Origin of the sequence: uncultured Bradyrhizobium sp. (assembly GCF_936928535.1) — a bacterium.
Taxonomy (GTDB): Bacteria; Pseudomonadota; Alphaproteobacteria; order Rhizobiales; family Xanthobacteraceae; genus Bradyrhizobium.
This window is the reverse complement of sequence record NZ_CAKZHY010000152.1, coordinates 1-22,378: the sequence shown is the minus strand read 5'-3', so window position 1 is coordinate 22,378 and position 22,378 is coordinate 1. Positions and strand designations below refer to the sequence as shown.

Sequence of the window (22,378 nt, the reverse complement as noted above, 5' to 3'; positions counted from 1 at the left end):
AGCATGTCGACGCCGCCTGGATCAGGATCAGCAGATGACCAAGCGCCCCAAGGAGAGACGTCGGCCGCCCGCGAAGATCGCCGACGTGGCACGGCTCGCCGGCGTGTCGGTCGCGACCGTGAGCCGGACGCTGGCGCGGCCCGAGGTGGTGAGCGAGGAAACCCGCAGCCGCGTGCTCGCCGCGGTCCGCGACACGGCCTACACGCCGAACATCTCGGCGCGGAACCTGCGCGTCCGCAAGACCATGGTGGTGCTGGTGGCGGTGCCCGACATCGCCAACCCGTTCTTCGCCGAGATCCTGCAGGGCATCGACGACACGCTCTCGGCGGCCGGTTACGGCCTCGTCATTGCCAATCTGGCCGGCCCGCCCGAGAAGGAGGCGCGCTACGTCGATCTGGTTTGTGCCGGTCAGGCGGACGGCGTGCTGCTGCTGTGCGGTCACGTCATACGAAGTCGCGACCGCGACCTGCGCGATGCGCACGTGCCGCTGGTGGGGGCCTGCGAGTATATTCCCGGTGCGTCCTTCCCGCAGATCTGCATCGATAATGTCGGCGCCGCGCGCGAGGCGGTGCGGCATCTGATCAAGCTCGGGCACACCAGCATCGCCTATCTGTCGGGACCGCAATCGACGATCCTGGAGCGGCAGCGCCTCGAAGGCTACAAGCAGGCCCTGAAAGAGGCCGGCATCGCTGCCGTCGACAGCTTGGTCATGTCAGGCGATTTCACGTTTCGAACCGGTGTCGAGGCCGGGAGGGCGCTGCTTGCGCTTGCGCCGGAGCTGCGTCCGACCGCCTTGTTTGCCGCCAACGACGAGATGGCGATCGGCCTGATCAAGACCGTGCACGCCGGCGGATTGCAGGTCCCGCGCGATCTCTCCGTCGTCGGCTTTGATGGCATTCCCTATGCCGATTATTGCGAACCAACCCTGACCACGATTGTCCAACCGCGTCGAGAGCTCGGCGCCAGCGCCGCCGCCGAGCTGATTGCACTGATGACGACGGAGACTTCGGCAGTGCGCAAGGACATCGAGCTTCCCGCCAATCTGGTGTTGCGCGACAGCACGTGTCCGCCGAAGCTCAGCAGGTCGAAAGAGACGAGGCCAAAGGTCTAGGATGGCGCCTGAAGTCCCGGTGAGATCAACCAGTTGTTGATCTCTCCAGCAACATCGATCTGCCTGGCTTTTTGCAAAAGCTCCGTGCGACGAATGCCGAGCGGCATTCCCTCGGCCTGCAAACGGAGATTGATTGCCTCTTGCGCGAGGCGATATTCGAGTGTCGATGATTGCCTTGGGGATGATTTTCCTGATGATTGTCCTGATGATTGTCCTGATGATTGTCCTGATGATTGTCCTGGGGATCGTTGAGCCGACATAATTAATGCTCCGCTGTGGGGTCGAGCGGGAGCGCAACTTGCGTCCACACCACCGATAGATGCTAAGGGCCGCTTAGTGACGGCAGGACAGTGCGCCCTTATGTGCCGGATAGCGAGTGCATTGTTTGGGGTCTCTGGCAGGAACCATTCGAGACTAGCCTGACCTTAGTCGCTGGCTCGCTGATCCCTCAACAATTGGCCGATCGCACGTTGAGCTGCGGCGATAGCCTCCGCTCGGTCGAAGGCGATCCCTGTTCGGGGAGAGCGACCATGTCGCTCAAACGACCATTTCCAGCCCGATGGATTGATCGTCTGGACAATGGAGTATTCAATACCTTGATGTTCCATCATCGCGAATCTCAGCAACCGCGGCAAATATTCTTCAGCTTTGCAGCCGTTCGGGCCTCTTCCGCAACGAATGGATCCTTGTATCCCGACGACGCAGCGGAACTGTTCTCGGCAGGTTTCACGATCTTCAGTGGAAACGCCGCATCGTAACAGGAAAGGCGCGCGCTGGTACTCTCGATCGCTCGGCAATTCGGTTCCCTGCCGGACGCCGCTAAGGCAGATGCGTCCCATGCCCATGCTATCAAGAGCGCTACCGTCCATGAGACTGGTCGAGCCTTCTTCATGCTGAATATCCCGGCTTATTTGCTTTTGCTGGCCCAGGACGGATGCTCGCCGGTCCAGGCCGGTAGAGCATCCCACTCGGACCAACGCATCCGCCGCTCCTCGCCTCCGACTCTCACGAAAACAAAGGGCGCATCATCCCGACCCGTTTTCGAGCCAACGAAGATTGCTGGTACCCCATAAGCGTCCCTGATGATTGCTGTGCTTGCCATCTTCGGCTCCCGCTTGGCTTGAACTGGCTTCGGCGCCTGCATGTGAAGCAAAGTGATTGAACGGACTTATCGCTATGAGATGGCCGCGGTCACGATCAACGGTGCAAGCAAGTGGTGCACCGGCAACGGCGGCACGAGCGACTCGCGAATGCCGGATTTGTGGGGATTTGACATCTGACCGCCCAGTCTCAGGTTAAGGCGGGAGCGCGACGCTCTCAGTCACCGATAACAGCCACGTAGCGCGCGGTGATACCGACTGTGTAGCAGCCTTTTCGCCGGCAAGCGAGATCAATCTCAACCGATGGGGCACCCATTTGCCCGGGGTGAACGCTTACACGAGCTCGTCAGTCCACACCTTGAAGCTGACGAGCGTGTTGGGTCCAAAAGTTTGGGTAATCGGAACATCTGCCGCATCGCGGCCCTGGGCGATCAGCACGCGGCCAATTCGCGGCGTGTTGTTGCGAGGATCGAACGTGTACCAGCGGCCGCCAAGATAGGCTTCGAACCAGCCTGCGAAGTCCCCGGGAGCGTGGGGCGGCGGGATGCCGATGTCGCCGAGATAGCCGGTGCAATAACGCGCCGGAATGTTCATGCAGCGGCAGAATGCGATCGCGAGATGCGCATAGTCGCGACAGACGCCTTTGCCTTCGTTGAATACTTCCCAGGCTGTCATGGTGGGCCGCGCGTGCTCATAGCCGAACGCGATGTGATGATGCACGAAATCGCAGATCGCCTGAACCCGCGGCCAACCCGGCGCCACTTTCTCGAACAGCTTCCATGCGACGTCGGAGAGCCGGTCGGTCTCGCAGTAGCGGCTGCCGAGCAGATAAACGATGGTATCAGGTGGAAGATCCTCCACCGCATATTGGGTCGCGGAAGGCACGGTTACGTCGGGTAACCCGCTATCGCGCACCGTCCCGTCTGCAGAAAGGCGCATGCGGCCGACGGGCGCAACAAGCCGATTGCACCAGTTTCCGAAGCCGTCGCGGTAGGGCGTGATCGGTACGGCAGGCTCGGTGGTGAGATAATCCGGCACGATGACGTCGGATGCCCGGGTGAAATGCATCCCGACTACGGCAATCAAAGGCGTGACTTGCTGGAAATCGTAGATTATCTCGAAGCCAACGCGGATCTTCATGCTTTTGGCCTGACTCCGGTTGCACTGACTCGAATTGGCTGGGCGAATGGTCGTGCCGGCAACAGTGTCCGTGCGTTTGTCACTTCAAGGTAGAGGCTTCCTTGAAGGTAGACGCTTCCTTGGTGATGGCCGAGATCGAACTGCCGGACTTGCGAACGACGCTGGCAAGCTGCTCATCCGATAGCTTGAGCCGCTTACGCAGGAATTTGACCTGCACTTTATCTCTCAGATCCAGCGAATTGCGGAAGTGCGTCGGCTTGCGCCTGATCATGTGAATCTCTCGCGATGAAGGAGTAGACCGGATCGCAAACAAGCAAGCATCGTGCCGCTCAGGTTGCGATGGTGACCGTCCCGCTGCTCGCGAAGATTTTGTCGCCATGGAGCCAACATTCTCCCGGGACCGGTGTTCCACCGTCTTCACGATTATCTCGTCCTGAACGAGATGGAGGGACTCTCGCCAGCAGCAAAAACGCCGCCCACTTAAATCAAGCGCAGGCGGCGGCATTCCAGCCCCGGGAGGGAGATTGTAAAATCCCGATACAGGTCTGTCTGAGGAGATGACGCAAAGGTTCAGCCGGCGAGCAATTGACTGCCAATTGGGATGTGGCCGGCGTCGAGCAAGCAGCGCGCAGCGTGACGTCGCGTGCCGCTGAGTGTGGGGCCATCGCCTGGGGCCGCATGTGTTTCCCCTGAAGTTTGTTTTGGCGGAGGATGGCAGCAAGAAGGATTGGCCGGAAGCAGATCAGTGCGGCGTCGCTCGGTCGTCTACGGATCGAGCGAGCCGAGATAGGCCGCGAGATCGATCATGTCTTTCTGCGACAGCTTCTCGACGGTCTGCTGCATCAGGGCGCTTGCGCCTCCCGACCGATGGCCATGCTGAAATTCCCAGAGTTGACGCACGATATAGGTCGGCGATCTCCCCGCGATCGGCGGAACGTCGCCGAGGCCTTTCAACCCCTCGCCGTGACAGGAGCGACAGGCATTGGTCGCGCCCGCCCCTCCGGTCGTCGCCAGCGCCTCTCCGCGTGCCACGCTCCCGACCGGGACATAGGCGGTGAATGTCGCGCGTGAATCGCGAAGCTCGAACCGGTTGACGTCATCAGGCATCTCCACGATGCGCTGGCCGAGCGTCTCCGTCCCGCCGTCGGGGCTCTTCACGTAAAACAAGCGCGAAGGTCCGGTTTTCGGGATCATATCGCCTTCGACGATCTTGATGACAGGCTTGCGCGGCAGCTTCGCGAAATAGTCCGCGGCAGCCTTGATGTCGTCATCCGTCAGACCCTTGGCCGATGCCAACATGCCTTGCGTGGACGGCCTCTCCGCGCCCGACATCCGCCTTGCTCCACTCTTGAAGGCAGCGATCTGCTGAACGAAATAGGCAACCGGCAGACCGGCGAGGCTCGCGTTCTCGGGGCCGCCGGTGCCCTCGACGCGATGACATGATCCGCAGGCGCGAATTTCGGGCTTGCGTCCGTTCGCAACGATTTCCGGCATCGCGGGATGGGCATCCGGGTGCCAGTCGAGTGCGGCGAAGAGATCGCGCGCCTGCTTCCAGCTGAAGCTGGCACTGCTGCCTGGAAGGGCAACCGGCGTCTCGCTCGGCGCCGGCACCTGGACGCTCGGATCCCACACGAAGGCCCAGGCCGGCGGCTCCTCTAACGGTCCGGCGCTGGCTCCTCCCGCGTAGAGGCGACCACCCGTAAAGCAGACGACGATCGCGAGCAGCGCCAACGCACTGGACGAAAGGTTCTTGAACAAGGCCAAATCTGCCTCCCAAGCAAATGCATGCGGCTGGATGAGGAATGACGAGGACGAAAGGTCCTAACTGCGCTGCCTGCGGGATTTCTCGCGGATAGCGGCGATGATCTTCATCGCGCCGCCCCTGATGATTGCGAAAAACATCATGAGCCAGGTCGCCAGCGCGGCACACCACAAGACGGCGTCTATGGTCTCGGACATCGCATTTCCTCGGAAATCGCTTCTTCAAATCAATGGACAGAGAAAGGTCAAACAAGTTCGCAAGCTGATTCAGTCGCCAGGCGCTGGGCAGCGCGCGGCAACTTAAGCCCATCGCAACAGGAGGTTCTGGAAAACATTGCGCCTATCGGCCGACCTCTGCGAGCGCCTGATCGCAAAGGCCAGACGGGATATCCGGCAACGGCAGTACGCCAAACGCGGGGTCCCTACCCCGCCGCCGCCTTCGCTGGGGCGACATTGATGGCGAGCTTGCCGTAGCGGTCCGTGAAGGCCTCGGTGTCGATCTCTTCGAGCTTGATCTCGCCGCTCATGACGCCCTGTTTCCAGGCCGCCTGGGCCGGATCGTTCTGAAACTCCGGCATCACCTCGCGGCCGAACAGCTCGAGCGACTCGCAGATGTGCTCATGGCTGTTCTTGCCCGCTTGATTGAGCAGGATGACCTGGTCGATATGCGAGGACTGGAAGCGCTTCAGCTTCCGCCTGATCGTCTCGGGCGAGCCGATCAGGCCGCCGCGCAGCGCGGCCTCCTGCGCCTCCGGATTGTCGCGCTTCCACTTGACGTACTCGTCCCACATGTTGACGGTGTAGGGCGCCGGCCGCTGGCGGTTCTGCGAGGCGCCGTAGAAGCGCAGCGCGAACTGGAAGAAGGTGGCGCCGTCGGCGCGCGCGCGCGCTTCCTCGTCCGTCCTGGCGCACATGAAGAACGACACCAGCGCCATGTTCGGATTGATCTGGTAGTCGGCAAGCTTGTGCAGCCGCCTGGTCATCGCGTTGTAGTAGGCGTGCACCCAGGCATGCGCCGCATCGGCGCTGACGAACTGAAAGCCGAGCGCGCCAAAGCCGTGACGGCCGGCGCGCTCGATGGTCGGCAGCTGCGAGCAGGCCATCCACAGCGGCGGATGCGGCTTCTGCACCGGCTTGGGCACGACGTTGCGCAACGGGATGTCGAAATACTTGCCGTGATGCTCGCTGCCTGCATCCTTGAACATCGGGAAGATCGCGGCGACAGCCTCCTCGAACACTTCCTTCTTGGTCTCCATGTCGCGGCCGAACGGCGTCAGCTCGGTGATGGATGCGCTCTCGCCCATGCCGAATTCGCAGCGGCCGTTGCTGAGCAGATCAAGCACCGCGACGCGTTCGGCGACACGCGCCGGATGGTTGGTGGTGAGCTGGAGGATGCCGTGGCCGAGCCGGATGTTCTTGGTGCGCTGGCTCGCGGCAGCGAGGAAGGATTCCGGTGAAGGCGAGTGCGAATATTCCTCGAGGAAGTGATGCTCGACCACCCAGGCATGGTCATAGCCGAGCCTGTCGGCGAGTTCCATCTGCGAGAGCGCGTTCTGGTAAAGAGCGAGTTCGTCGCCGGCCACCCAGGGCCGCGGCAATTGCAGCTCGTAGAAGATGCCGAACTTCATCACGCCTCTCCCGATTTTCTTGCCCGCTTATTCTTGTTGTAAACATCTTAATGCGTGAGGCGGCGCTGTCTACGCAGTCGCAATTCCGCCTTGCGGGAGAACGCGTCGTTCGGCGCGGCGGCCATTCAGGACCACACCGATGAAGCTGAAGCGCACCATCAGATGATAGCTCGCCGATGCAACAAGCCAGCCGATGCTCGATCCAAAAATCGGCTAGCCGATTTCTCGTTGCGGCTCGCTGACATCAGCCATGAGCGGACGGCTGAGCGCCTCGCGCCGGAATTCGGTCGGCGTGACGCCGGTCTCCGCCTTGAAGGAACGGTTGAAAGGTCCGATCGACTGGAAGCCCGCATCCATGGCGATGGTCAGCACCGGGACCTCCCGTTGCGTGACGTCGGAAAGTGCCAGCTTTGCATCCGCGATGCGATAATGGTTCAGGAACGCATTGAAGTTCCGATAGCCGAGCCCCTCATTGATGGCCTGACGGAGCCGATGCTCGGGAACGTCGAGCCGTGCCGCCAGCGCCCCGATCGCAAGACCTTCCTGCCGATAGGTTCGCTCCACGCTCATCAGATGGTCGAGGCGCCGCAACAGGATCGGGTCAACCACGACCCGAGCCGTCGGAGCACGATCGGCCCCGCGGGCATCGCCGGGGGCGAAGGCCGCAATGGCGTCGTTGGCAGGCAAGTCCGGCTGAATCGCGAAAATCCCGAGACCAGCGAGCATGGCCACCACGAACAGGCCGAGCGCGATCGGGAGGCTGCCAGGCGCGCCGGGGACCGCGACGGGAATGGCGGCGAAGCCGGCACCGGCGAAGGTCGCAATGAGCCCGACATTGATGGCGAGGATCGCAAACCGCAGCCGGCGGCGCCGCGCGACCAGATCGGCACGCCAGGTCTTGACGGTCTGGACCGCCGCCGAGAGCGCCAGCACCAGATTGACCAGCGCCAGGCCTCGACCGCCGGCGCCGGCCAAAGCGGGCCAGTAGGCCCAGCCCAGCGTCAGCGCAAAGCCGAAGGCCACGATGCCGAGCCACAGCACGCCGTGCCATCGCCTCAGCACGAATTCGTCGTCGAACGCCGCGCGCGCCCACAGCCAGAACACGGCGGGTTGGCCGGACAGCAGCGGCAACACCCACCACCATGACGATTTGGGAAAGTACGGGGCGGTCGCGATGGCGTAGAATACGCCGCCCGCCGACATGGCCATGCCCAGCAAGGCCTGCTGGCTGCTCGCACGACGCAGCAGCGCCACGAGAATGATCAACAGGAACACGCCGCTGGTCGCGCCGCGAAGCCCGAGATCGATGGCCGTGAGCCCCATCACACCCTGCCGTGTCCATTGGAGAGTTTGATTTTCGCATCGCCTTCGCGCGTGCACAATCCAAAATTGCGCTGGTGGCCGGTGCAGCAGCCATCATCACAATTCGATGGGTTGATCCAGATCAACGCGTCAGCCGGCCTGCTGCATCAGAAATGCAGCAAGGTAACGGCCCGGATGCCGTCCCAATTCCCCGAAATCCCGAAGAGACCGAACATGTCGGCCCCTGACGACGCGACCTCGCGCGTGCGCCGTAAGCGCATGGAGATCTTTGCCTTCCTGTTCCTGACCGCGATCGTGATGCCCGTCCTCGCGGTCGGAACGGTCGGCTCTTACGGCTTTGGCGTCTGGATCTACCAGATGTTCGCCGGCCCGCCGGGGCCACCAAGCTCGCAGCATTGATCCCGAGAAGCGAAAGACAGGCATCATGGCTCACGCCAAACTCAACCGTCGTGCATTGATCACGGGGCGAGTGCTCAGCACCGTCGGCGTCATCTCGCCTCCGGGCTACGAGATCGCCAGCATCGTGGTGCAGGCCCGCCCCGAGCGCCTCGACGCGCTGGAAGCCGAAATTTCAGCACTGCCAGGCTGCGAGATTCACGGCCGGGATCCGCGCGGAAAACTCATCGTTGTGACCGAAGCGCCTGACGCCGGCAGCCTTGGCACGATGCTCAACACCATCCAGTCGCTGGGAGACGTCTATTCCGCGGCGCTCGTCTTCCACGCCATCGAAACCGCTTAGTCGAGGGAAGAGCCATCATGACATCGCCAAAGCTCGACCGCCGCCAGGTGCTGAAGCTGGAAGCCGCCGCCATCGCGGCCGCCGCCGCTGGCATGCCGGCCCCTTCGCTCGCCGCCAATCTCGTTGCCGAGCGCGACTCCTCCGAACTGAAATGGGACAAGGCCGCCTGCCGATTCTGCGGCACCGGCTGCTCGGTGATGGTCGCGACCAAGGACAACCGCGTCGTCGCCACCCATGGCGACATCAAGGCCGAGGTCAACCGCGGCCTCAACTGCGTCAAGGGCTACTTCCTCTCCAAGATCATGTACGGCCATGACCGCCTGACGCAGCCGATGCTGCGCAAGACCAACGGCAAGTACGACAAGAACGGCGAGTTCACGCCGATTACCTGGAATGAAGCCTTCGACATTATGGAGCTGAAGTGGAAGGAGGCCTTCAAGAAGCGCGGCCCCAACGGCGTCGCCATGTTCGGCTCCGGCCAGTGGACGATCTGGGAAGGCTATGCGGCCTCGAAGCTGTTCAAGGCCGGCTTCCGCACCAACAACATCGATCCCAACGCGCGGCACTGCATGGCCTCGGCCGTCGCCGGCATGATGCGCACCTTCGGCATCGACGAGCCGCCCGGCTGCTATGACGACATCGAGGCCACCGATGCCTTCGTGCTGTGGGGCTCCAACATGGCGGAGATGCACCCCATCCTGTGGACGCGCGTCGCCGACCGGCGGCTCTCTGCGCCGCATGTCCGCGTCGCCGTGCTCTCGACCTTCGAGCACCGCTCGTTCGACCTTGCCGACATCGGCATGGTGTTCAAGCCGCAGACCGACCTCTATCTGCTCAACGCCATCGCCAACCACATCATCAGGACCAACAGGGTCAACAAGGATTTCGTGGCCGCGCATACCGTGTTCAGGCGTGGGCAGACCGACATCGGCTATGGCTTGCGGCCCGAACATCCGTTGCAGAAGAAAGCCACGGGCGCGGCCAAGGCCAACGACTCCACCGACATGACTTACGACGAATACGTCAAGTTCGTCTCGGACTACACGCTGGAGAAGGCGGCGCAAATGTCGGGCGTGCCGCTGAACCGGCTGGAAGCGCTCGCCGAGCTCTACGCCGATCCCAAGACCAAAGTAGTCTCGTTCTGGACCATGGGTTTCAACCAGCACACCCGCGGCGTCTGGTGCAACAACCTCGTCTACAACATCCATCTGTTGACCGGAAAGATCTCCGCGCCCGGCAACAGCCCGTTCTCGCTGACCGGCCAGCCCTCGGCCTGCGGCACCGCGCGCGAGGTCGGCACCTTCTCGCACCGCCTGCCCGCCGACATGGTCGTGACCAACAAGGAGCATCGCGACAAGGCGGAGCGTCTTTGGCTGCTGCCCGAAGGCACTATTCCCGACAAGCCCGGCGCGCACGCCGTGCTGCAAAGCCGGATGCTGAAAGACGGCCTCATCAACGCCTATTGGGTGCAGGTCAACAACAATCTGCAGGCGGGCCCGAACGCCAACGAAGAGACCTATCCCGGCTTCCGCAACCCCGACAATTTCATCGTGGTCTCGGACGCCTATCCGAGCGTGACGGCGCTCGCAGCCGATCTGATCCTGCCGACGGCAATGTGGGTGGAGAAGGAAGGCGCCTACGGCAATGCCGAGCGGCGCACGCAGTTCTGGCACCAGCTCGTTCAGGCGCCGGGCGAAGCCAAGTCCGACCTCTGGCAGCTCATGGAGTTTTCAAAGCGCTTCAAGATCGAGGAGGTCTGGCCCGAGGAGCTGATCGCCAAGAAGCCTGAGGTGCGCGGCAAGACGCTGTTCGACGTGCTCTACAAGAACGGGCAGGTCGACAAATTCCCCGTGACCGACATCGAGGCCGGCTATCTCAACGACGAGTCCAAGGCGTTCGGCTTCTACGTGCACAAGGGCCTGTTCGAGGAGTACGCCTCGTTCGGCCGCGGCCATGGCCACGACCTCGCACCGTTCGACACCTACCACAAAGAGCGCGGGCTGCGCTGGCCTGTCGTCAACGGCCAGGAAACCAGATGGCGTTTCCGCGAGGGCAGCGATCCCTACGTCAAGCAGGGCACCGACGTGCAGTTCTACGGCTACCCCGACGGCAAGGCGCGCATCTTCGCGCTGCCCTACGAGCCGCCGGCGGAATCGCCCGACAATGACTATCCGTTCTGGCTCTCGACCGGCCGCGTGCTGGAGCACTGGCACTCCGGCACCATGACGCGGCGCGTGCCCGAGCTCTACAAGGCGTTTCCGGAAGCCGTCTGCTTCATGAACCCCGACGACGCCACGGAAGCCAAGCTTCGGCGCGGCGATGAAGTGAAGGTCGTCTCGCGCCGCGGCTTCATCCGCGCCCGCGTCGAGACGCGCGGCCGCGACCGGCCGCCGCGTGGCCTCGTGTTCGTGCCGTGGTTCGACGAGTCCAAGCTGATCAACAAGGTGACGCTGGACGCCACCGATCCGATCTCGCTGCAGACCGACTACAAGAAATGCGCCGTGCGCATCGAGCGGGTGAACATGTCATGATGAAACGACTTGCCATCGCCCTCTTCGCCTGCGCGATCGCCGCCGGGGCAAGCTCGCTGACCGCGCAGACGGTGACGTCGGGCTTGCGCGGCCCGACCCCGCTCAATGACGAGGGACCGGCGCCGCCGATGCTGCCGAATCGCAACACGGCGGAGAAGGAGTCGCGCAACTATCCTGAGCAGCCGCCGGTCATCCCGCACTCGATCGACGGCTACCAGATCGACCTCAACGGCAACAAATGCCTGTCCTGCCACGCGCGGGCGCGCACGGCGGAATCGCAGGCGCCGATGGTCTCGATCACGCATTTCATGGATCGTGACGGCCAGTTCCTGGCCTCGATATCGCCGCGACGCTTCTTCTGCACCGAATGCCACGTGCCGCAGAACACGGCGACGCCGCCGGTCAGTAACGACTTTACCGACATCGACACCCTGCTGTCGCGTACAAGTCCCGGTGGCCGGCGATGACGACGACCGCTGACGAATCCAAAGCCAAGCGCGGCTTCATCGCGCGTACGCTGGATTTCGCGCGCGAGCTGTGGGGCGAGCTGTCGCGGCCGAGCACGGTGTTCGCGCTCGGCACGCTCGTGCTCGCTGGCTTTGCCGCCGGCGTGATCTTCTGGGGCGGCTTCAACACCGCGCTGGAACTGACCAACACCGAAAAATTCTGCACCGGCTGCCATGAGATGAAGGACAACGTCTTCGCCGAGCTGAAGTCCACCATCCACTTCACCAACCGCTCCGGCGTGCGCGCGACCTGCCCTGATTGCCACGTGCCGCACAACTGGACCGACAAGATCGCGCGCAAGATGCAGGCTTCCAAGGAGGTCTGGGGCAAGATCTTCGGCACGATCGACACGCGCGAGAAGTTTGTCGATCACCGGCTCGAGCTCGCCGCCCATGAATGGGCGCGCTTCAAGGCCAATGACTCCCTGGAATGCCGCAACTGCCACAGCGCCGACTCCATGGACATCACAAAACAATCGCCACGCGCCGCGGTGGCGCATCAGCGCTTCCTGTTTACCGGCGAGAAGACCTGCATCGACTGCCACAAGGGCATCGCCCACCATCTGCCCGACATGCGCGGCGTTCCCGGCTGGCAGTAGGGACTGGCTAACCTCTTCGCCAGATCAGGCGCGAGCTCCGTCGCGCCTGCCTGTTTTCGATAGTAAAAAGTTACATTTGAGGTTTCAGCTCACCACTCGATTAGTCGCTATTTAAAGCTCGGGAGGGATGATGCTGCGGCACGGCGGGCAGCTGTGTTGGGTCGTACTGCCTTGGGCCAGAAGAGCGTGATGCAGCAGGCAATTTCCATCATCGACGAACTGGAAGACGCCGTCCGCAACGGCACGTCGGCAAAGCGGGTCGAAACCCTGCGCCGGGTCACCGACCTCTTCCTCGACCAGGGACAGCGCCTCAGCGATGACCAGGTCGAGGTCTTCGACCACGTCCTGTCCCACCTTGTCGCGAGGGTCGAAAACCGGGTCAAGGCCGAACTCGGCGATCGGCTGGCGCCGCTCGACTACGCGCCGGTGGGCGTGCTGGAACGTCTCGCCTGGGACGATGAGATCGCCGTCGCCGGCAAGGTGCTGACCGAATCCAATCGCTTGAGCACTCCGACCCTGGTTGAGATCGCCAAGGCCAAGGGGCAGGACCATCTGTATGCCATTTCGGGCCGCGCCGACCTCGCCGAAGACGTCACGGACGTGCTCGTCGAGCGCGGCGAAAGCAAGGTCATCAAGCGCCTCGCGGATAACTCGACGGCGCGGTTTTCGGAAGCCGGCTATGGCGGCATGGTCGCCCATGCCGATGCGGACGACACCCTCGCCGAGGCCCTCGGCCTCCGTGTCGATCTCCCCATCAAATATCTTCGCGACCTGCTCCAGCGCGCGACCGAAGCGGTGCGGGCGCGGCTCGCCACGATCGCACCTCCCGAGCTCCAGGAGGAGATCAAGCGAATTCTCGCCACCATCACCAGCAAGGCAACGCCGCCGGCGCCGAAGCGTGATTTCACGTTGGCCGAAGCCGTGGTGAAACGGATGAAGGGCCTCAACGAACTCAACGACGCCGCCATTGCCCGGTTCGCGGAGACGAAGAAGTTCGACGAGGTCGCAGCCGCGCTCGGACTTCTCAACAACAGCGCACCGACGGAGCTGATGGCGAAGGTCCTGGAAGGACCGCGTGCCGACCTCGTCCTGATTCCCTGCAAATCGGCTGGCCTCGGCTGGGCGACGACCGAAAAGATCCTCTGCAACCGTCCGGCCAAGTACCGCGTCGACAACGCAACCTTAAGGCTCGCGGCCCAGGACTTCGTCAAGCTCTCTGCCGCGACCGCCGAGCGAACCCTGCGCTTCTGGCAATTGCACGACCGGATCGACAAATAGCCGGCCTCCGCCCGGCCGGCTGCAGCTTGAACAGGCGGGCGGAATGGTTAGTTTCGAGGTGCGGCGAATCGCCGGTTTCCCCTCCTCAAGACAGATATGGCCACTTTCACCCCGCATCAGGATGCCGCGCTCAAGGCCGTTGGCGACTGGCTCAAGGCAAAACCCGGCCGGGGCGGCACGCCGCCGGTTTTTCGCCTGTTCGGCTTTGCCGGCACCGGAAAGACCACGCTGGCGCGGCACATCGCCGAGGGCGTCGACGGCGAGGTCAAGTTCGCCGCCTTCACCGGCAAGGCGGCGCTCGTCATGCGCAACAAGGGCTGCGACGAGGCCTCCACCATCCACTCGCTGATCTACCGCGCCCGCGAATCCGGCGAGGAGCAGCCGAGCTTCGAATTGTGGGACGACGCGCCGGCCTCCAAGGCCAAGCTGATCGTGATCGACGAATGCTCGATGGTCGACGCCGAACTGGGCCGCGATCTGATGTCGTTCGAGTGCCCGCTGCTGGTGCTCGGCGATCCTGCGCAGCTGCCGCCGATCCAGGGCGGCGGCTTCTTCACCAACACCGAGCCCGACGCGATGCTGACCGAAGTGCATCGCCAGGCCCAGGACGATCCGATCGTGCGGATGTCGATGGACGTGCGCGAAGGGCGCGAACTCGACATCGGCCGCTACGGCGAGAGCGAGGTGGTGTCGCGCAAAGAGCTCGACCCTGACAAGGTCATGGGAGCGGACCAGGTGCTGGTCGGCCGCAACAACACACGCCGTGCCTACAACATGCGAGTGCGGCAGCGCCAGAACATCGAAGACACCTTTCCGGTCGCCGGCGACAAGCTGGTGTGCCTGCGCAACAACCGCAAGAAGGGCCTGTTCAACGGCGGCCTGTGGCGCGTGAAGTCACGCAACACCTCGCGCTCGAAGTCGCGCATCCTCTCGATGCGGCTGTCGCCGGACGAGGATTTCGGCCACAAGGTGACGAAGGTCTCGGTGCGCGCCGATTGCTTCGAGGGTGGCGTCGAGCAGATCGCCTGGGAGCAGCGCAAGCCCTATGACGAGTTCGACTACGGCTACGTGCTGACCGTGCACAAGTCCCAGGGCTCGCAATGGGACGACGTCGTGCTGTTCGACGAGAGCTTTGCGTTTCAGGAGTCGCGGCAGCGCTGGCTGTACACGGGCATCACACGCGCGGCGAAACGGTTGAGCATCGTGGTTTAGCGAGCGAGGCCTTGGCGTGGCCTCACGCTCCACTAGTCGTCCCGGACAAGCGAAGCGCGGATCCGGGACCCATACGCCGCAGCAGTGATTTTGCGAAGACTCGGAGTTGTCAGCTTCGCGCCGCAACTTCTCACTGTGGTGATGGGTCCCGCCCTTTGCCGGGACGACACTGAATGTGTGGCGGCAACTTCGGGCCTAACGACGACCCCTCACTTCCCCGCAACGAAATAAAAATCCTCGCGCCCCGGCGGGGAGCCGTAGGTGAACGGCTGCTGCACGTGCTTGGTGGCGGACCAGACGTCGTCGCGGACGATGTCGAACAGCTTTCGGATCTCGACCTTCGGCTCCTTGATCTCGCGGGCGAGTGCGGTGGAGAACGGGCTGTCGGCGCCGTTGTCGCCGTCGATCGCGGTCTCGCCGTGCTTGGCGGCGTAGACCACCATGAATCCGGCACCGGGCTCGATGTTGGAAAAGCCCTTGTCGACCAGCTTCAGCGACAGCGTGTGCTGCATGGTCGGCGCGAACGGATTGTCGCGGCAGGCATCCAGGATCACCAGCCGCACCTTTCGCGCAGCACCGACAGCCGCGATCACCTGCTCCAGCGCGACGGCCTGCGTCTCGGCGTCGCGGTCGAGGGCGAGCTTGGCGTCGACGGGAACGAGGTAGTTTACGCCGCCGATCTCGAAGCCGTGGCCGGCGTAATAGACCACCGCCCAGTCGGCCTTCTCCGCTTCGTCGGCAAAGGTCTTCAGCGCATCGAAGAACTTGTCGCGGGTCAGATCGCTGACTGAGATCACGGTCTGGAAGCCGACATCGTGCAGCACGCCAGCGATCAGCTTGGCATCGCGCGGGGGATTGGGCAGCGCGTGGACGTTCTTGTAGGCGCCGTTTCCGACCACCAGCGCGACGCGGCGCCCGCTGGGCGCGCCTCCCGGCGTTTGCGGCGTCAGCGCCGCGAGCCGCTCCCGGGCGATGGCGCGGGCGCGGGCGCGGGCGACGTCATATTCGTCGAACTTGGTCAGCGAATAGGCCGCCGCGCGGTAGTCGGCGCGGGCCTGGGCGAGGTCCTTCTTGCGTTCGTACAGCTGGCCGCGGCCCGAGTGCGCGCGGACATTGTTCGGGTTGAGCTGGAGCGCCGTGTTGTAGTCCTTCAGCGCGGCGTCGAGATCGCCTTTCATCATGCTGACATCGGCACGATTGTTGATCGCGTAGATGTTTTTCGGCTGCTTCTCGATCAGCCCGTTGCAGTCGGCGAAGGCCAGATCGTACTTGCCCATCAGCCCGTAGGTGGTGCAGCGGTTGGCGGCGATCTGCTGCGCGGTCGGATCGATCTTCTCGGCTTCGGCGAAATCGGCGATCGCGCCGTCATAGTCCTTCGTCAGCGTCCGCACGCGGGCACGATTGGTCCAGCCGAGCAGGAATTTCGGCGTGTACTTGATCGACAGGTTGAAATCGTCGAGCGCGCTCTGCAGCGCCCCCCGGCGCAGCTGGATGGTGCCGCGATTGTTGTAGGCGAAACCGAAGTTCGACCGCTTCTGGATGGCGAGATTGTAGTCGGCCATCGCGAGATCGTCTTCACCCTTGTGCTCATGGGCAACGCCGCGCACGTTGATGGCGCCGATATTGTCCGGGTCGAGCTCGATGGCTGAATTCAGCGCCTCGATCGCATGGTCGTAATCGCGCTTGCTGATCAGCGCATTGCCGTGAATGACCAGCGCGAGCGACTTGTCCTTGCCGGTCACGCGGTCGGCATTGAGCAGGTTCTCGCAGGCCGTCACCCGCGCCTGGGTCTCGGCCTGGCGATCCCTGCAGGTTGCGAGGTCGTCGCCGGCTTGCGGCTCGGCAGCAGCGGTGGCGATGCCCGTGAGGAGTATGACCGATATCAGGGAGACGACGCGCAGCATGTTGTCAGATCAGCTCCAGCCACCACATTTTAAGTCGATCAGCGATCGCGCCGGTTCATCTAGCCCGGAGTTCCTGGCCGCGCCAAGCGGGGCCGGAGCTAGCTGCTTTTTTTCACGGACTCGTGTCAGTCCGGCTGTAACAATCGCCCTGATGGTCCGTATCTGAAGTGTCTGAAAACGCCGGGCAGGCTGTTCGCCAGCCCCCAACCGCCCTAAACTGTCAGGCCTTCCGAAAAGAGGATCCGCCATGCGCCGCTCCGTCCTGTCCCTGCTCGCCGCCACCACCGCCCTGACGCTGGCTTTTGCCGCACCGACCCGGGCCGCGGAAGACGCCGTCGTGATCCCCGCCCCCGCCATGGACGCAAGCCCCGCGAGCGGCGTCCAGACCGCTGTGGTCGCCGGCGGCTGCTTCTGGGGCGTGCAGGGCGTGTTCCAGCACACAGCCGGCGTCGTCAACGCCGTGTCCGGCTATGCCGGCGGCACCAAGGCGACCGCGGATTACGAGACGGTTTCGACCGGGCGAACCGGTCACGCCGAGTCGGTCGAGATCAAGTTCGACCCCAAGAAGATCTCCTACGGCAAGATCCTGCAGATCTACTTCTCGGTGGCGCACGACCCGACCCAGCTCAACCGCCAGGGACCCGACTCCGGCACGCAATATCGCTCGGCAATCTTCACCACCTCCGACGAGCAGAAGAAGGTCGCGGAGGCCTATATCGCCCAGCTCAACTCCGCCAAGGTGTTCAGCAAGCCGATCGTGACCAAGATCAGCGCGCTGGAAGGATTCTACCCGGCCGAGGCCTACCACCAGGACTATCTGACGCTGCACCCGAACCAGCCCTACATCGCCTATAACGACCTCCCGAAGGTCGAGAACCTGAAAAAGCTGTTCGCGGATAACTACATTGAGAAACCGACGCTGGTGAGTGCCAGCAAGGCCACCAACTGATCCAGAGACTATCAGCAAAACGGGAGACCCATGCCCGACACCAAGACGAAAACCACCGACGACAAGGTCATCAAGAGCCAAGAGCAGTGGCGCAAGGAACTCTCGCCGATGCAGTACGCGGTGCTGCGCGAGAAGGCGACCGAGCGTCCCTTCTCCGGCGAATATGAGCACGACCACCGTGCCGGCACCTATGTCTGCGCCGGCTGCGGCAACGTGCTGTTCGAATCCGACGCCAAGTTCGATTCCGGCTGCGGCTGGCCGAGCTTCACCGCGCCGGCGGTCGAGAGCCATGTCGACGAGGAGCGCGACACGACGCACGGCATGATCCGCACCGAGGTGCTGTGCTCCAAATGCAGCGGCCATCTCGGCCACGTCTTCCCTGACGGCCCCGGGCCGACGGGCCTGCGTTACTGCATCAATTCGGCGGCGCTGAAGCTCGAGCCGAAATAACATTGCGCGCCCCGGGTTCCCCCATGGAACCCGGGGGTGCGTTGTGCTTTTCTTGTCTGGCGGCGCCGAGGAGCGCTTTCCGGCGGCCGCCGGGGAGGATGCCAAGGAGGACGCCATGACACTCGGGACCATCCTGATCATCCTGGTGATCATCTATCTGTTGGGCGGCTGGTCCGGGCGGATCGGCGGCTATGGCTATGGCATGGGCCATTCCGGCATGGGGATCGGCGGCGTCGTTCTGGTGGTGCTGCTCGTCCTGCTGCTTCTTGGTAAGTTGTAAACCATATAAGCCATTGAAATTGCTTTGCTTATATCCCCTGCGGGGCTGCCATGCGTGGATTCATCATCTCCCATCGCAGGGGTCGCATTTCTGTCAAATCGGCTTATATTAGGGGGCGAAAATGACGTGTGGCGGGCCCGCTTGATTGCGGCCTCCGCCCTCCCAAACCCCACGCGCTTAAAGCCCCAGACAAGATCACGAGGTCTTTGACCATGCGTCCACTGCGTCCGTTCAACTTCAACACTTCCGCCGAGCTCTTCCCCGCTGCCATTCGCAAGAAGAAGCGCGCGGGCTTCACCTATCGCCGGTTCGGCACTGCGGCCGAGGCCGTGCAGTTCGCGATGGAGCAGCTGCCGACGGATTCGCTGAATGGCGCCTATCTCCAGGTCGAGGAAGCCCGTTTCGACCAGAACGGCATCCGCTCGCTCTATGAGAGCGAGGCGTTCCCGCTGCCGCGCCACCGCAAGCCGGAGCCGGTCGCCGAGACCGACGCCGACGCGGCGTAAGTTTTCGCAAAACTCCGATTTGCGCGGAAAGCGCGATGACCGAAAGGTCATCGCGCTTTCTGCGTTTCTGGGGTGAGCTTTTTCGTCCCCTCTCCCCGCAAGCGGGCGAGGCGAAGATGCATCGCGCTCGCGGCTAGAGCCTTGGCTGCTTGTCGAGCCAGCGACGCAAGAGACGGACGTTGCGCATGTTGGCGCGGAACATGACGTCGAAGGCATCGCCTGCGAAAGGCACCATGCCGACCACGCCGTCGACCGCGACATTGCCGAGCATGCGCGCGGTGATGTACCAGGGCGCGCCGATGGCGCGGGCCTCCCGGACGAGCCACAGCGAGATCGCGGTGGTGATGATGTCGCCGATCACAGGGATCAGCCCAATCAGTCCGTCGATGCCGTAGCGGATGTTGGTGCCGGGCAGGACGAAGGCGACGTCGAGCAGCTTGGCGATCGCCTCGAGCCTGAGGATCCGCTGTTCCCGCGTCAGATTGCCGAACGGATTCCCCGCTCCCTGGCCGAACTCAAACCGGAACTCGCGAAATCCCTGCTCCAGTGTTTCAGGCCGGATCTCGTGGCCGTCCTGGTCGATGATCGGACCACGCGCCTGGCGGCCTGAAAAATCGCCGCGCGCATGCGCCCCGGAACGGGACCTGCGTGGCGCGAGAATGTCGTCGTCTTGCATGGTCATGGCCATTGTGAACTCGCGAACGCTGCAGAGGTTGCTGCACCGCGCCTTGATGACGCGTGCTCAGCTCGCCGCCGTCGCTGCTTGCGGCTCCTCGACATAATGATGCACGAGCCAGGATGAAAGCACCGCGGGCACGAAGCCGACCAGGCCGTACAGGATGAACTGCACCGCGCCCGAATCCGATCCGCGCGAGCCATAGGTGAACGCGGCGAGGACGAACGCGAGCACGCCGACCAAGAGCATCCGCAACACCGGCCCAATCCGCCTGATATGGAACAGGATGTCGTCGATCGCGCCGATCATCAGCGACGGCAGGAAGCCGAACAGATAGCTGTATTGCAGCGACTTGAAGAACACGACGATCAGCTTGCCGACCTCGCCGAGATGCGCCTGCGCCCAGTAGCCGGACTGGTAGGTCGTCGTCAGCAGCAGCAGGAAACCACCCACGAACGGGCCAACGAGCGCAAACACCAGGTAGCGTTTCATCAGGGACTCCTCATACGCGAGGGCATTTATAGCAGCGCGCCGGGAACCTTGGATAGCGGGGTTGCGAGCCTGCCCCGGGGAACAAGTGGCAAGGCGGCGGGTTCAGACTGGGGCTGAAATTGACCCGTCAAATCTGGAGCTGCCGATGTCTCGTAAACTGGTGTTGCTGGCGACGATCACGCTCTCGGCCCTCGGCGGTCTGTCGAACGCACCTGCCTTCGCGCAGGGCCATATGGGCACGCCGCAGGAGCAGCACGCCTGCTCGCGCGACGCCTCGCGGCTGTGCCGCAAGGATCTCGGCAATGACGGTGCGGTGCAAGGCTGCCTGCAGGCCAACCGGGCAAAACTGTCGAGATCGTGCAGCAAGGTGTTCGAGAGCCATGGGATGTGAAATCGGCATGTGAGCCCGTCACGCATTTTGCGTGACGGAGGCGCAACAGCTACGAATTCCTTTGCGTCGCCCATTGAAGCTTCACGGCAATCCCGCATACTCGGCTCGGGCGGCGCAGCACTTTTCGATTCGAATATCAGGAAATCGAGCGACCACATCCGGGAGTGACCTTCCGGCATGAAGGCTGTGACATGCGGCAGATCAAGCCGCGTGCGGCGTCCCAACAATCAAGCGGCTCAAATCCGCGCAACTCGGGGACGCATTTTTCATGACACGCTATCGGACGATCGCCACGCTCTTCACCTTCGCCGCCATCGCCCTTCAGACATCGCCCGGCCTCGCCTTCTCGCCCGAAGCGCAGCAGATGTGCTCGGACGACGCGATGCGGCTGTGCTCCAGTGAAATCCCCGATATCCCGCGGATCACCGCCTGCATGGTGCGGAAGAAAGCGCAAGTCAGCCCCGGCTGCCGCGCCGTGATGGACCGCGAAGCCGCCGCCGCTTCGGCAACACGCAAGCGGGAAGCCGCGGCGCAATAGCGCCGGCCATCAGCAGCGTCATGGCCGGGCATAGCCGTTCGAAGAACGGCGTCGCTTCCGCTCGCCTATCCCGGCCATCCACGCCTCACTCCAAGGCACAAAGAACGTGGATGCCCGGGACAAGCCCGGGCATGACGATCCCTTCGGCAAAAAGAAAAGAGAAGTGCCTAGTCGCCCCACTGCGCGAAGGCGTCGTTGAAGGCGCGCTCGCCCGGAGCGCCCTTCTCGATGGCGATGATGGCGCGGCGCTGGTTGGCGTAGACTAGCGGCACGTCGAACCAAGAGCGCTCCTTCAGGAGCTGGACGTTGCGGCTGCGGTCGGCATCGACATTGGAGAGCCCAACCAGGAAGAAGCCGTCGGTGACCTTGACGGCGAGGCCTGCGAGCGGCGTGCCACGCGCCTGCTCGTTCGACTTCATCAGGATGCCCGGCACGTTGGAGACGCTGCCACCCGGAAAGTCCGGCGGCAGGATGAAGGTCAGCTCGGCCGTGTGGCTCGCCGGCAGCGACGAGTCGGTGTTGCGGCGGAACGACATCGTCATCTTGAACTTGCGATCGGGTATCTCGATGTCGGCGCGCACAGCGACATCGGCCTTCTGGTTGCCCGACGCCTTGATCGGCTCGAGCCGCCACACCACCGAGCCGACATATTGCTTGCCCTTCGGGTCGGACGGATCCTCGTCATAGAGCACGACCTTCTGCGCCACCGGCGCGGCCGGCTGGTCGCTCGCCGAGGGCTGGCCGACCCGATCCGGGATCTTGGGCTTGGGCTGCGGCTGCGAGGCATCCTTCGGCGCCTCCACCACCTGGGTGGGCGACGGCTTGAACAGATTGGTCGCGGTCTGAACCAGCTGCTTGCCCCAGAGGATGCCGGCACCGACCAGGATCAGCACGACGCCGATGGCGATCGCGCTCTTGAACGGGAAGACCGAGCCGGTACGCGCACGCTTCTTGACGTCACGATCGGCTGTAATACGCGGACGCGGCGACGGCGGCTGCGGCGTGTAGCGCTCGGCCTCCTCGATCGACTCGTCATACGAATAAGGCGCGTCGGATTCGGAGCCGCGGTTTTCCAGGCTCGGCTCGAGCCGGTCGAATTCCGGCGAGGGCGAGGGCACGTTGGCGTAGGTGCGGCGCGCGGCCCGGTTGGCCTGTGCGGCAGCGCCGCCGAGATCGTTGACGTCGGCGGTGATGTCGCGGAAGCCGCGCACACCGGGGGCCGGCGGCAGTGGGGGCGGCGGTCCGCCCTCCGGCGGGCGGCGCG

27 protein-coding genes are annotated in these 22,378 nt (G+C 63.5%); 17 read left to right on the top strand and 10 right to left on the bottom strand.

Translation table 11 applies throughout. The features are described from left to right. Positions 1–34: 34 nt before the first annotated feature. Positions 35–1,111 carry a LacI family DNA-binding transcriptional regulator gene (locus Q0687_RS29080; protein WP_298884858.1) on the top strand — a complete coding sequence of 359 codons (1,077 nt, stop codon included), beginning with the start codon at positions 35–37 and terminating at the stop codon, positions 1,109–1,111. On the opposite strand, the gene Q0687_RS29075 is transcribed toward Q0687_RS29080, so the two are convergent. Then, positions 1,108–1,371 (bottom strand): hypothetical protein, encoded by a 264-nt coding sequence (locus Q0687_RS29075; RefSeq protein WP_298884867.1) that lies wholly within the window; start codon positions 1,369–1,371, stop codon positions 1,108–1,110. The two genes, Q0687_RS29080 and Q0687_RS29075, sit on opposite strands and share 4 nt — an antisense overlap. Before the next feature lie 270 nt (positions 1,372–1,641). On the opposite strand from Q0687_RS29075, the gene Q0687_RS29070 reads away from it, so the two are divergent. After that, positions 1,642–1,869 carry a hypothetical protein gene (locus tag Q0687_RS29070; protein WP_298884857.1) on the top strand — a complete coding sequence of 76 codons (228 nt, stop codon included), beginning with the start codon at positions 1,642–1,644 and terminating at the stop codon, positions 1,867–1,869. A gap of 675 nt (positions 1,870–2,544) precedes the next feature. Here the strand turns inward: Q0687_RS29070 and Q0687_RS29065 are convergent. From Q0687_RS29065 to Q0687_RS29055, 3 genes are all read right to left on the bottom strand, one after another. Further along, positions 2,545–3,351 carry a transglutaminase family protein gene (locus Q0687_RS29065; RefSeq protein WP_298884856.1) on the bottom strand — a complete coding sequence of 269 codons (807 nt, stop codon included), beginning with the start codon at positions 3,349–3,351 and terminating at the stop codon, positions 2,545–2,547. A 79-nt stretch (positions 3,352–3,430) separates the two neighbouring features. Further along, positions 3,431–3,622: a DUF3606 domain-containing protein gene (locus Q0687_RS29060; RefSeq protein ID WP_298884854.1), complete on the bottom strand. Its 192-nt coding sequence runs from the start codon at positions 3,620–3,622 to the stop codon at positions 3,431–3,433. A gap of 494 nt (positions 3,623–4,116) precedes the next feature. Continuing rightward, positions 4,117–5,115 (bottom strand): c-type cytochrome, encoded by a 999-nt coding sequence (locus tag Q0687_RS29055; RefSeq protein ID WP_298884852.1) that lies wholly within the window; start codon positions 5,113–5,115, stop codon positions 4,117–4,119. A 97-nt stretch (positions 5,116–5,212) separates the two neighbouring features. Between Q0687_RS29055 and Q0687_RS29050 the strand changes: the two genes are divergently transcribed. After that, the gene (locus Q0687_RS29050; RefSeq protein WP_298884850.1) at positions 5,213–5,416 is read left to right on the top strand and encodes a hypothetical protein; all 204 of its coding nucleotides are present in this window, start codon (positions 5,213–5,215) and stop codon (positions 5,414–5,416) included. Between the two features lie 118 nt (positions 5,417–5,534). On the opposite strand, the gene Q0687_RS29045 is transcribed toward Q0687_RS29050, so the two are convergent. Both Q0687_RS29045 and Q0687_RS29040 read right to left on the bottom strand, forming a co-directional pair. Beyond that, entirely contained in the window at positions 5,535–6,740 is a 1,206-nt protein-coding gene (locus Q0687_RS29045) for an LLM class flavin-dependent oxidoreductase (RefSeq protein ID WP_298884849.1), read from the bottom strand. A gap of 213 nt (positions 6,741–6,953) precedes the next feature. Further along, on the bottom strand, positions 6,954–8,063 hold the full coding sequence (locus Q0687_RS29040) for a helix-turn-helix domain-containing protein (RefSeq protein ID WP_298884848.1): 1,110 nt from the start codon (positions 8,061–8,063) through the stop codon (positions 6,954–6,956). An 11-nt stretch (positions 8,064–8,074) separates the two neighbouring features. Between Q0687_RS29040 and Q0687_RS29035 the strand changes: the two genes are divergently transcribed. The 8 genes from Q0687_RS29035 (at position 8,075) to Q0687_RS29000 (ending at position 14,928) form a co-directional block, all read left to right on the top strand. Continuing rightward, positions 8,075–8,290: a hypothetical protein gene (locus tag Q0687_RS29035; RefSeq protein ID WP_298884846.1), complete on the top strand. Its 216-nt coding sequence runs from the start codon at positions 8,075–8,077 to the stop codon at positions 8,288–8,290. Then, positions 8,277–8,462, top strand: a complete 186-nt coding sequence (napE, locus tag Q0687_RS29030) for a periplasmic nitrate reductase, NapE protein (protein ID WP_298884844.1) — start codon at positions 8,277–8,279, stop codon at positions 8,460–8,462. The genes Q0687_RS29035 and napE overlap by 14 nt, the downstream gene beginning before the upstream one ends. A gap of 25 nt (positions 8,463–8,487) precedes the next feature. Further along, positions 8,488–8,802 (top strand): chaperone NapD, encoded by a 315-nt coding sequence (locus Q0687_RS29025; protein ID WP_298884843.1) that lies wholly within the window; start codon positions 8,488–8,490, stop codon positions 8,800–8,802. A 17-nt stretch (positions 8,803–8,819) separates the two neighbouring features. Then, positions 8,820–11,333 carry a nitrate reductase catalytic subunit NapA gene (napA, locus tag Q0687_RS29020; protein WP_298884841.1) on the top strand — a complete coding sequence of 838 codons (2,514 nt, stop codon included), beginning with the start codon at positions 8,820–8,822 and terminating at the stop codon, positions 11,331–11,333. Continuing rightward, positions 11,330–11,800, top strand: a complete 471-nt coding sequence (locus tag Q0687_RS29015; protein ID WP_298884839.1) for a nitrate reductase cytochrome c-type subunit — start codon at positions 11,330–11,332, stop codon at positions 11,798–11,800. Before napA ends, Q0687_RS29015 begins: the two co-directional genes overlap by 4 nt. Then, positions 11,797–12,438, top strand: coding sequence for a NapC/NirT family cytochrome c (locus tag Q0687_RS29010; protein ID WP_298884837.1), 642 nt, complete (start codon positions 11,797–11,799; stop codon positions 12,436–12,438). Before Q0687_RS29015 ends, Q0687_RS29010 begins: the two co-directional genes overlap by 4 nt. Before the next feature lie 189 nt (positions 12,439–12,627). Next, complete coding sequence (locus Q0687_RS29005) at positions 12,628–13,716, top strand: DUF2336 domain-containing protein (RefSeq protein ID WP_298884835.1); 1,089 nt, start codon at positions 12,628–12,630, stop codon at positions 13,714–13,716. A gap of 96 nt (positions 13,717–13,812) precedes the next feature. Next, positions 13,813–14,928, top strand: a complete 1,116-nt coding sequence (locus Q0687_RS29000) for an ATP-dependent RecD-like DNA helicase (protein WP_298884833.1) — start codon at positions 13,813–13,815, stop codon at positions 14,926–14,928. A 209-nt stretch (positions 14,929–15,137) separates the two neighbouring features. On the opposite strand, the gene Q0687_RS28995 is transcribed toward Q0687_RS29000, so the two are convergent. Continuing rightward, a complete protein-coding gene (locus Q0687_RS28995) occupies positions 15,138–16,832 on the bottom strand; it encodes a caspase family protein (RefSeq protein ID WP_298884831.1) in 1,695 nt (564 codons plus the stop codon). A 247-nt stretch (positions 16,833–17,079) separates the two neighbouring features. On the opposite strand from Q0687_RS28995, the gene msrA reads away from it, so the two are divergent. The 4 genes from msrA (at position 17,080) to Q0687_RS28975 (ending at position 19,017) form a co-directional block, all read left to right on the top strand. Next, complete coding sequence (msrA, locus tag Q0687_RS28990) at positions 17,080–17,781, top strand: peptide-methionine (S)-S-oxide reductase MsrA (protein ID WP_298884829.1); 702 nt, start codon at positions 17,080–17,082, stop codon at positions 17,779–17,781. Between the two features lie 30 nt (positions 17,782–17,811). Further along, a complete protein-coding gene (gene msrB, locus Q0687_RS28985; protein ID WP_298884826.1) occupies positions 17,812–18,231 on the top strand; it encodes a peptide-methionine (R)-S-oxide reductase MsrB in 420 nt (139 codons plus the stop codon). A gap of 115 nt (positions 18,232–18,346) precedes the next feature. Continuing rightward, positions 18,347–18,511: a DUF3309 family protein gene (locus Q0687_RS28980; RefSeq protein WP_035731827.1), complete on the top strand. Its 165-nt coding sequence runs from the start codon at positions 18,347–18,349 to the stop codon at positions 18,509–18,511. Positions 18,512–18,723: 212 nt separating this feature from the next. Further along, positions 18,724–19,017: a hypothetical protein gene (locus Q0687_RS28975; RefSeq protein ID WP_027532521.1), complete on the top strand. Its 294-nt coding sequence runs from the start codon at positions 18,724–18,726 to the stop codon at positions 19,015–19,017. A 133-nt stretch (positions 19,018–19,150) separates the two neighbouring features. Here Q0687_RS28975 and Q0687_RS28970 read toward each other — a convergent pair whose 3' ends face one another. Together Q0687_RS28970 and Q0687_RS28965 are read right to left on the bottom strand one after the other, a co-directional pair. Then, on the bottom strand, positions 19,151–19,699 hold the full coding sequence (locus Q0687_RS28970; protein ID WP_298884822.1) for a DUF4112 domain-containing protein: 549 nt from the start codon (positions 19,697–19,699) through the stop codon (positions 19,151–19,153). A gap of 60 nt (positions 19,700–19,759) precedes the next feature. Continuing rightward, complete coding sequence (locus Q0687_RS28965; protein WP_298884820.1) at positions 19,760–20,185, bottom strand: DUF5413 family protein; 426 nt, start codon at positions 20,183–20,185, stop codon at positions 19,760–19,762. Positions 20,186–20,330: 145 nt separating this feature from the next. Between Q0687_RS28965 and Q0687_RS28960 the strand changes: the two genes are divergently transcribed. Next, positions 20,331–20,576 carry a hypothetical protein gene (locus Q0687_RS28960; protein WP_298884818.1) on the top strand — a complete coding sequence of 82 codons (246 nt, stop codon included), beginning with the start codon at positions 20,331–20,333 and terminating at the stop codon, positions 20,574–20,576. Positions 20,577–20,844: 268 nt separating this feature from the next. Next, entirely contained in the window at positions 20,845–21,114 is a 270-nt protein-coding gene (locus Q0687_RS28955; RefSeq protein WP_298884816.1) for a hypothetical protein, read from the top strand. Between the two features lie 167 nt (positions 21,115–21,281). On the opposite strand, the gene Q0687_RS28950 is transcribed toward Q0687_RS28955, so the two are convergent. Continuing rightward, positions 21,282–22,378, bottom strand: a 1,097-nt coding sequence (locus Q0687_RS28950; RefSeq protein WP_298884815.1) for a hypothetical protein, incomplete at its 5' end; no start/stop codon positions are given.

Coding starts and splice junctions, on each gene's coding strand:
- msrA (WP_298884829.1), top strand. CDS start 17,080: ATGCGCCGCTCCGTCCTGTCCCTGCTCGCCGCCACCACCGCCCTGACG.
- Q0687_RS29005 (WP_298884835.1), top strand. CDS start 12,628: ATGCAGCAGGCAATTTCCATCATCGACGAACTGGAAGACGCCGTCCGC.
- Q0687_RS28975 (WP_027532521.1), top strand. CDS start 18,724: ATGCGTCCACTGCGTCCGTTCAACTTCAACACTTCCGCCGAGCTCTTC.
- Q0687_RS29080 (WP_298884858.1), top strand. CDS start 35: ATGACCAAGCGCCCCAAGGAGAGACGTCGGCCGCCCGCGAAGATCGCC.
- Q0687_RS29065 (WP_298884856.1), bottom strand. CDS start 3,351: ATGAAGATCCGCGTTGGCTTCGAGATAATCTACGATTTCCAGCAAGTC.
- Q0687_RS28965 (WP_298884820.1), bottom strand. CDS start 20,185: ATGAAACGCTACCTGGTGTTTGCGCTCGTTGGCCCGTTCGTGGGTGGT.
- Q0687_RS28955 (WP_298884816.1), top strand. CDS start 20,845: ATGACACGCTATCGGACGATCGCCACGCTCTTCACCTTCGCCGCCATC.
- Q0687_RS28995 (WP_298884831.1), bottom strand. CDS start 16,832: ATGCTGCGCGTCGTCTCCCTGATATCGGTCATACTCCTCACGGGCATC.
- Q0687_RS29025 (WP_298884843.1), top strand. CDS start 8,488: ATGGCTCACGCCAAACTCAACCGTCGTGCATTGATCACGGGGCGAGTG.
- Q0687_RS29015 (WP_298884839.1), top strand. CDS start 11,330: ATGATGAAACGACTTGCCATCGCCCTCTTCGCCTGCGCGATCGCCGCC.
- Q0687_RS29075 (WP_298884867.1), bottom strand. CDS start 1,371: ATGTCGGCTCAACGATCCCCAGGACAATCATCAGGACAATCATCAGGA.
- Q0687_RS29050 (WP_298884850.1), top strand. CDS start 5,213: ATGATCTTCATCGCGCCGCCCCTGATGATTGCGAAAAACATCATGAGC.
- Q0687_RS29010 (WP_298884837.1), top strand. CDS start 11,797: ATGACGACGACCGCTGACGAATCCAAAGCCAAGCGCGGCTTCATCGCG.
- Q0687_RS28960 (WP_298884818.1), top strand. CDS start 20,331: ATGTCTCGTAAACTGGTGTTGCTGGCGACGATCACGCTCTCGGCCCTC.
- Q0687_RS29000 (WP_298884833.1), top strand. CDS start 13,813: ATGGCCACTTTCACCCCGCATCAGGATGCCGCGCTCAAGGCCGTTGGC.
- Q0687_RS29040 (WP_298884848.1), bottom strand. CDS start 8,063: ATGGGGCTCACGGCCATCGATCTCGGGCTTCGCGGCGCGACCAGCGGC.
- Q0687_RS28970 (WP_298884822.1), bottom strand. CDS start 19,699: ATGACCATGCAAGACGACGACATTCTCGCGCCACGCAGGTCCCGTTCC.
- msrB (WP_298884826.1), top strand. CDS start 17,812: ATGCCCGACACCAAGACGAAAACCACCGACGACAAGGTCATCAAGAGC.
- napE (WP_298884844.1), top strand. CDS start 8,277: ATGTCGGCCCCTGACGACGCGACCTCGCGCGTGCGCCGTAAGCGCATG.
- Q0687_RS29060 (WP_298884854.1), bottom strand. CDS start 3,622: ATGATCAGGCGCAAGCCGACGCACTTCCGCAATTCGCTGGATCTGAGA.
- Q0687_RS29070 (WP_298884857.1), top strand. CDS start 1,642: ATGTCGCTCAAACGACCATTTCCAGCCCGATGGATTGATCGTCTGGAC.
- napA (WP_298884841.1), top strand. CDS start 8,820: ATGACATCGCCAAAGCTCGACCGCCGCCAGGTGCTGAAGCTGGAAGCC.
- Q0687_RS29045 (WP_298884849.1), bottom strand. CDS start 6,740: ATGAAGTTCGGCATCTTCTACGAGCTGCAATTGCCGCGGCCCTGGGTG.
- Q0687_RS28980 (WP_035731827.1), top strand. CDS start 18,347: ATGACACTCGGGACCATCCTGATCATCCTGGTGATCATCTATCTGTTG.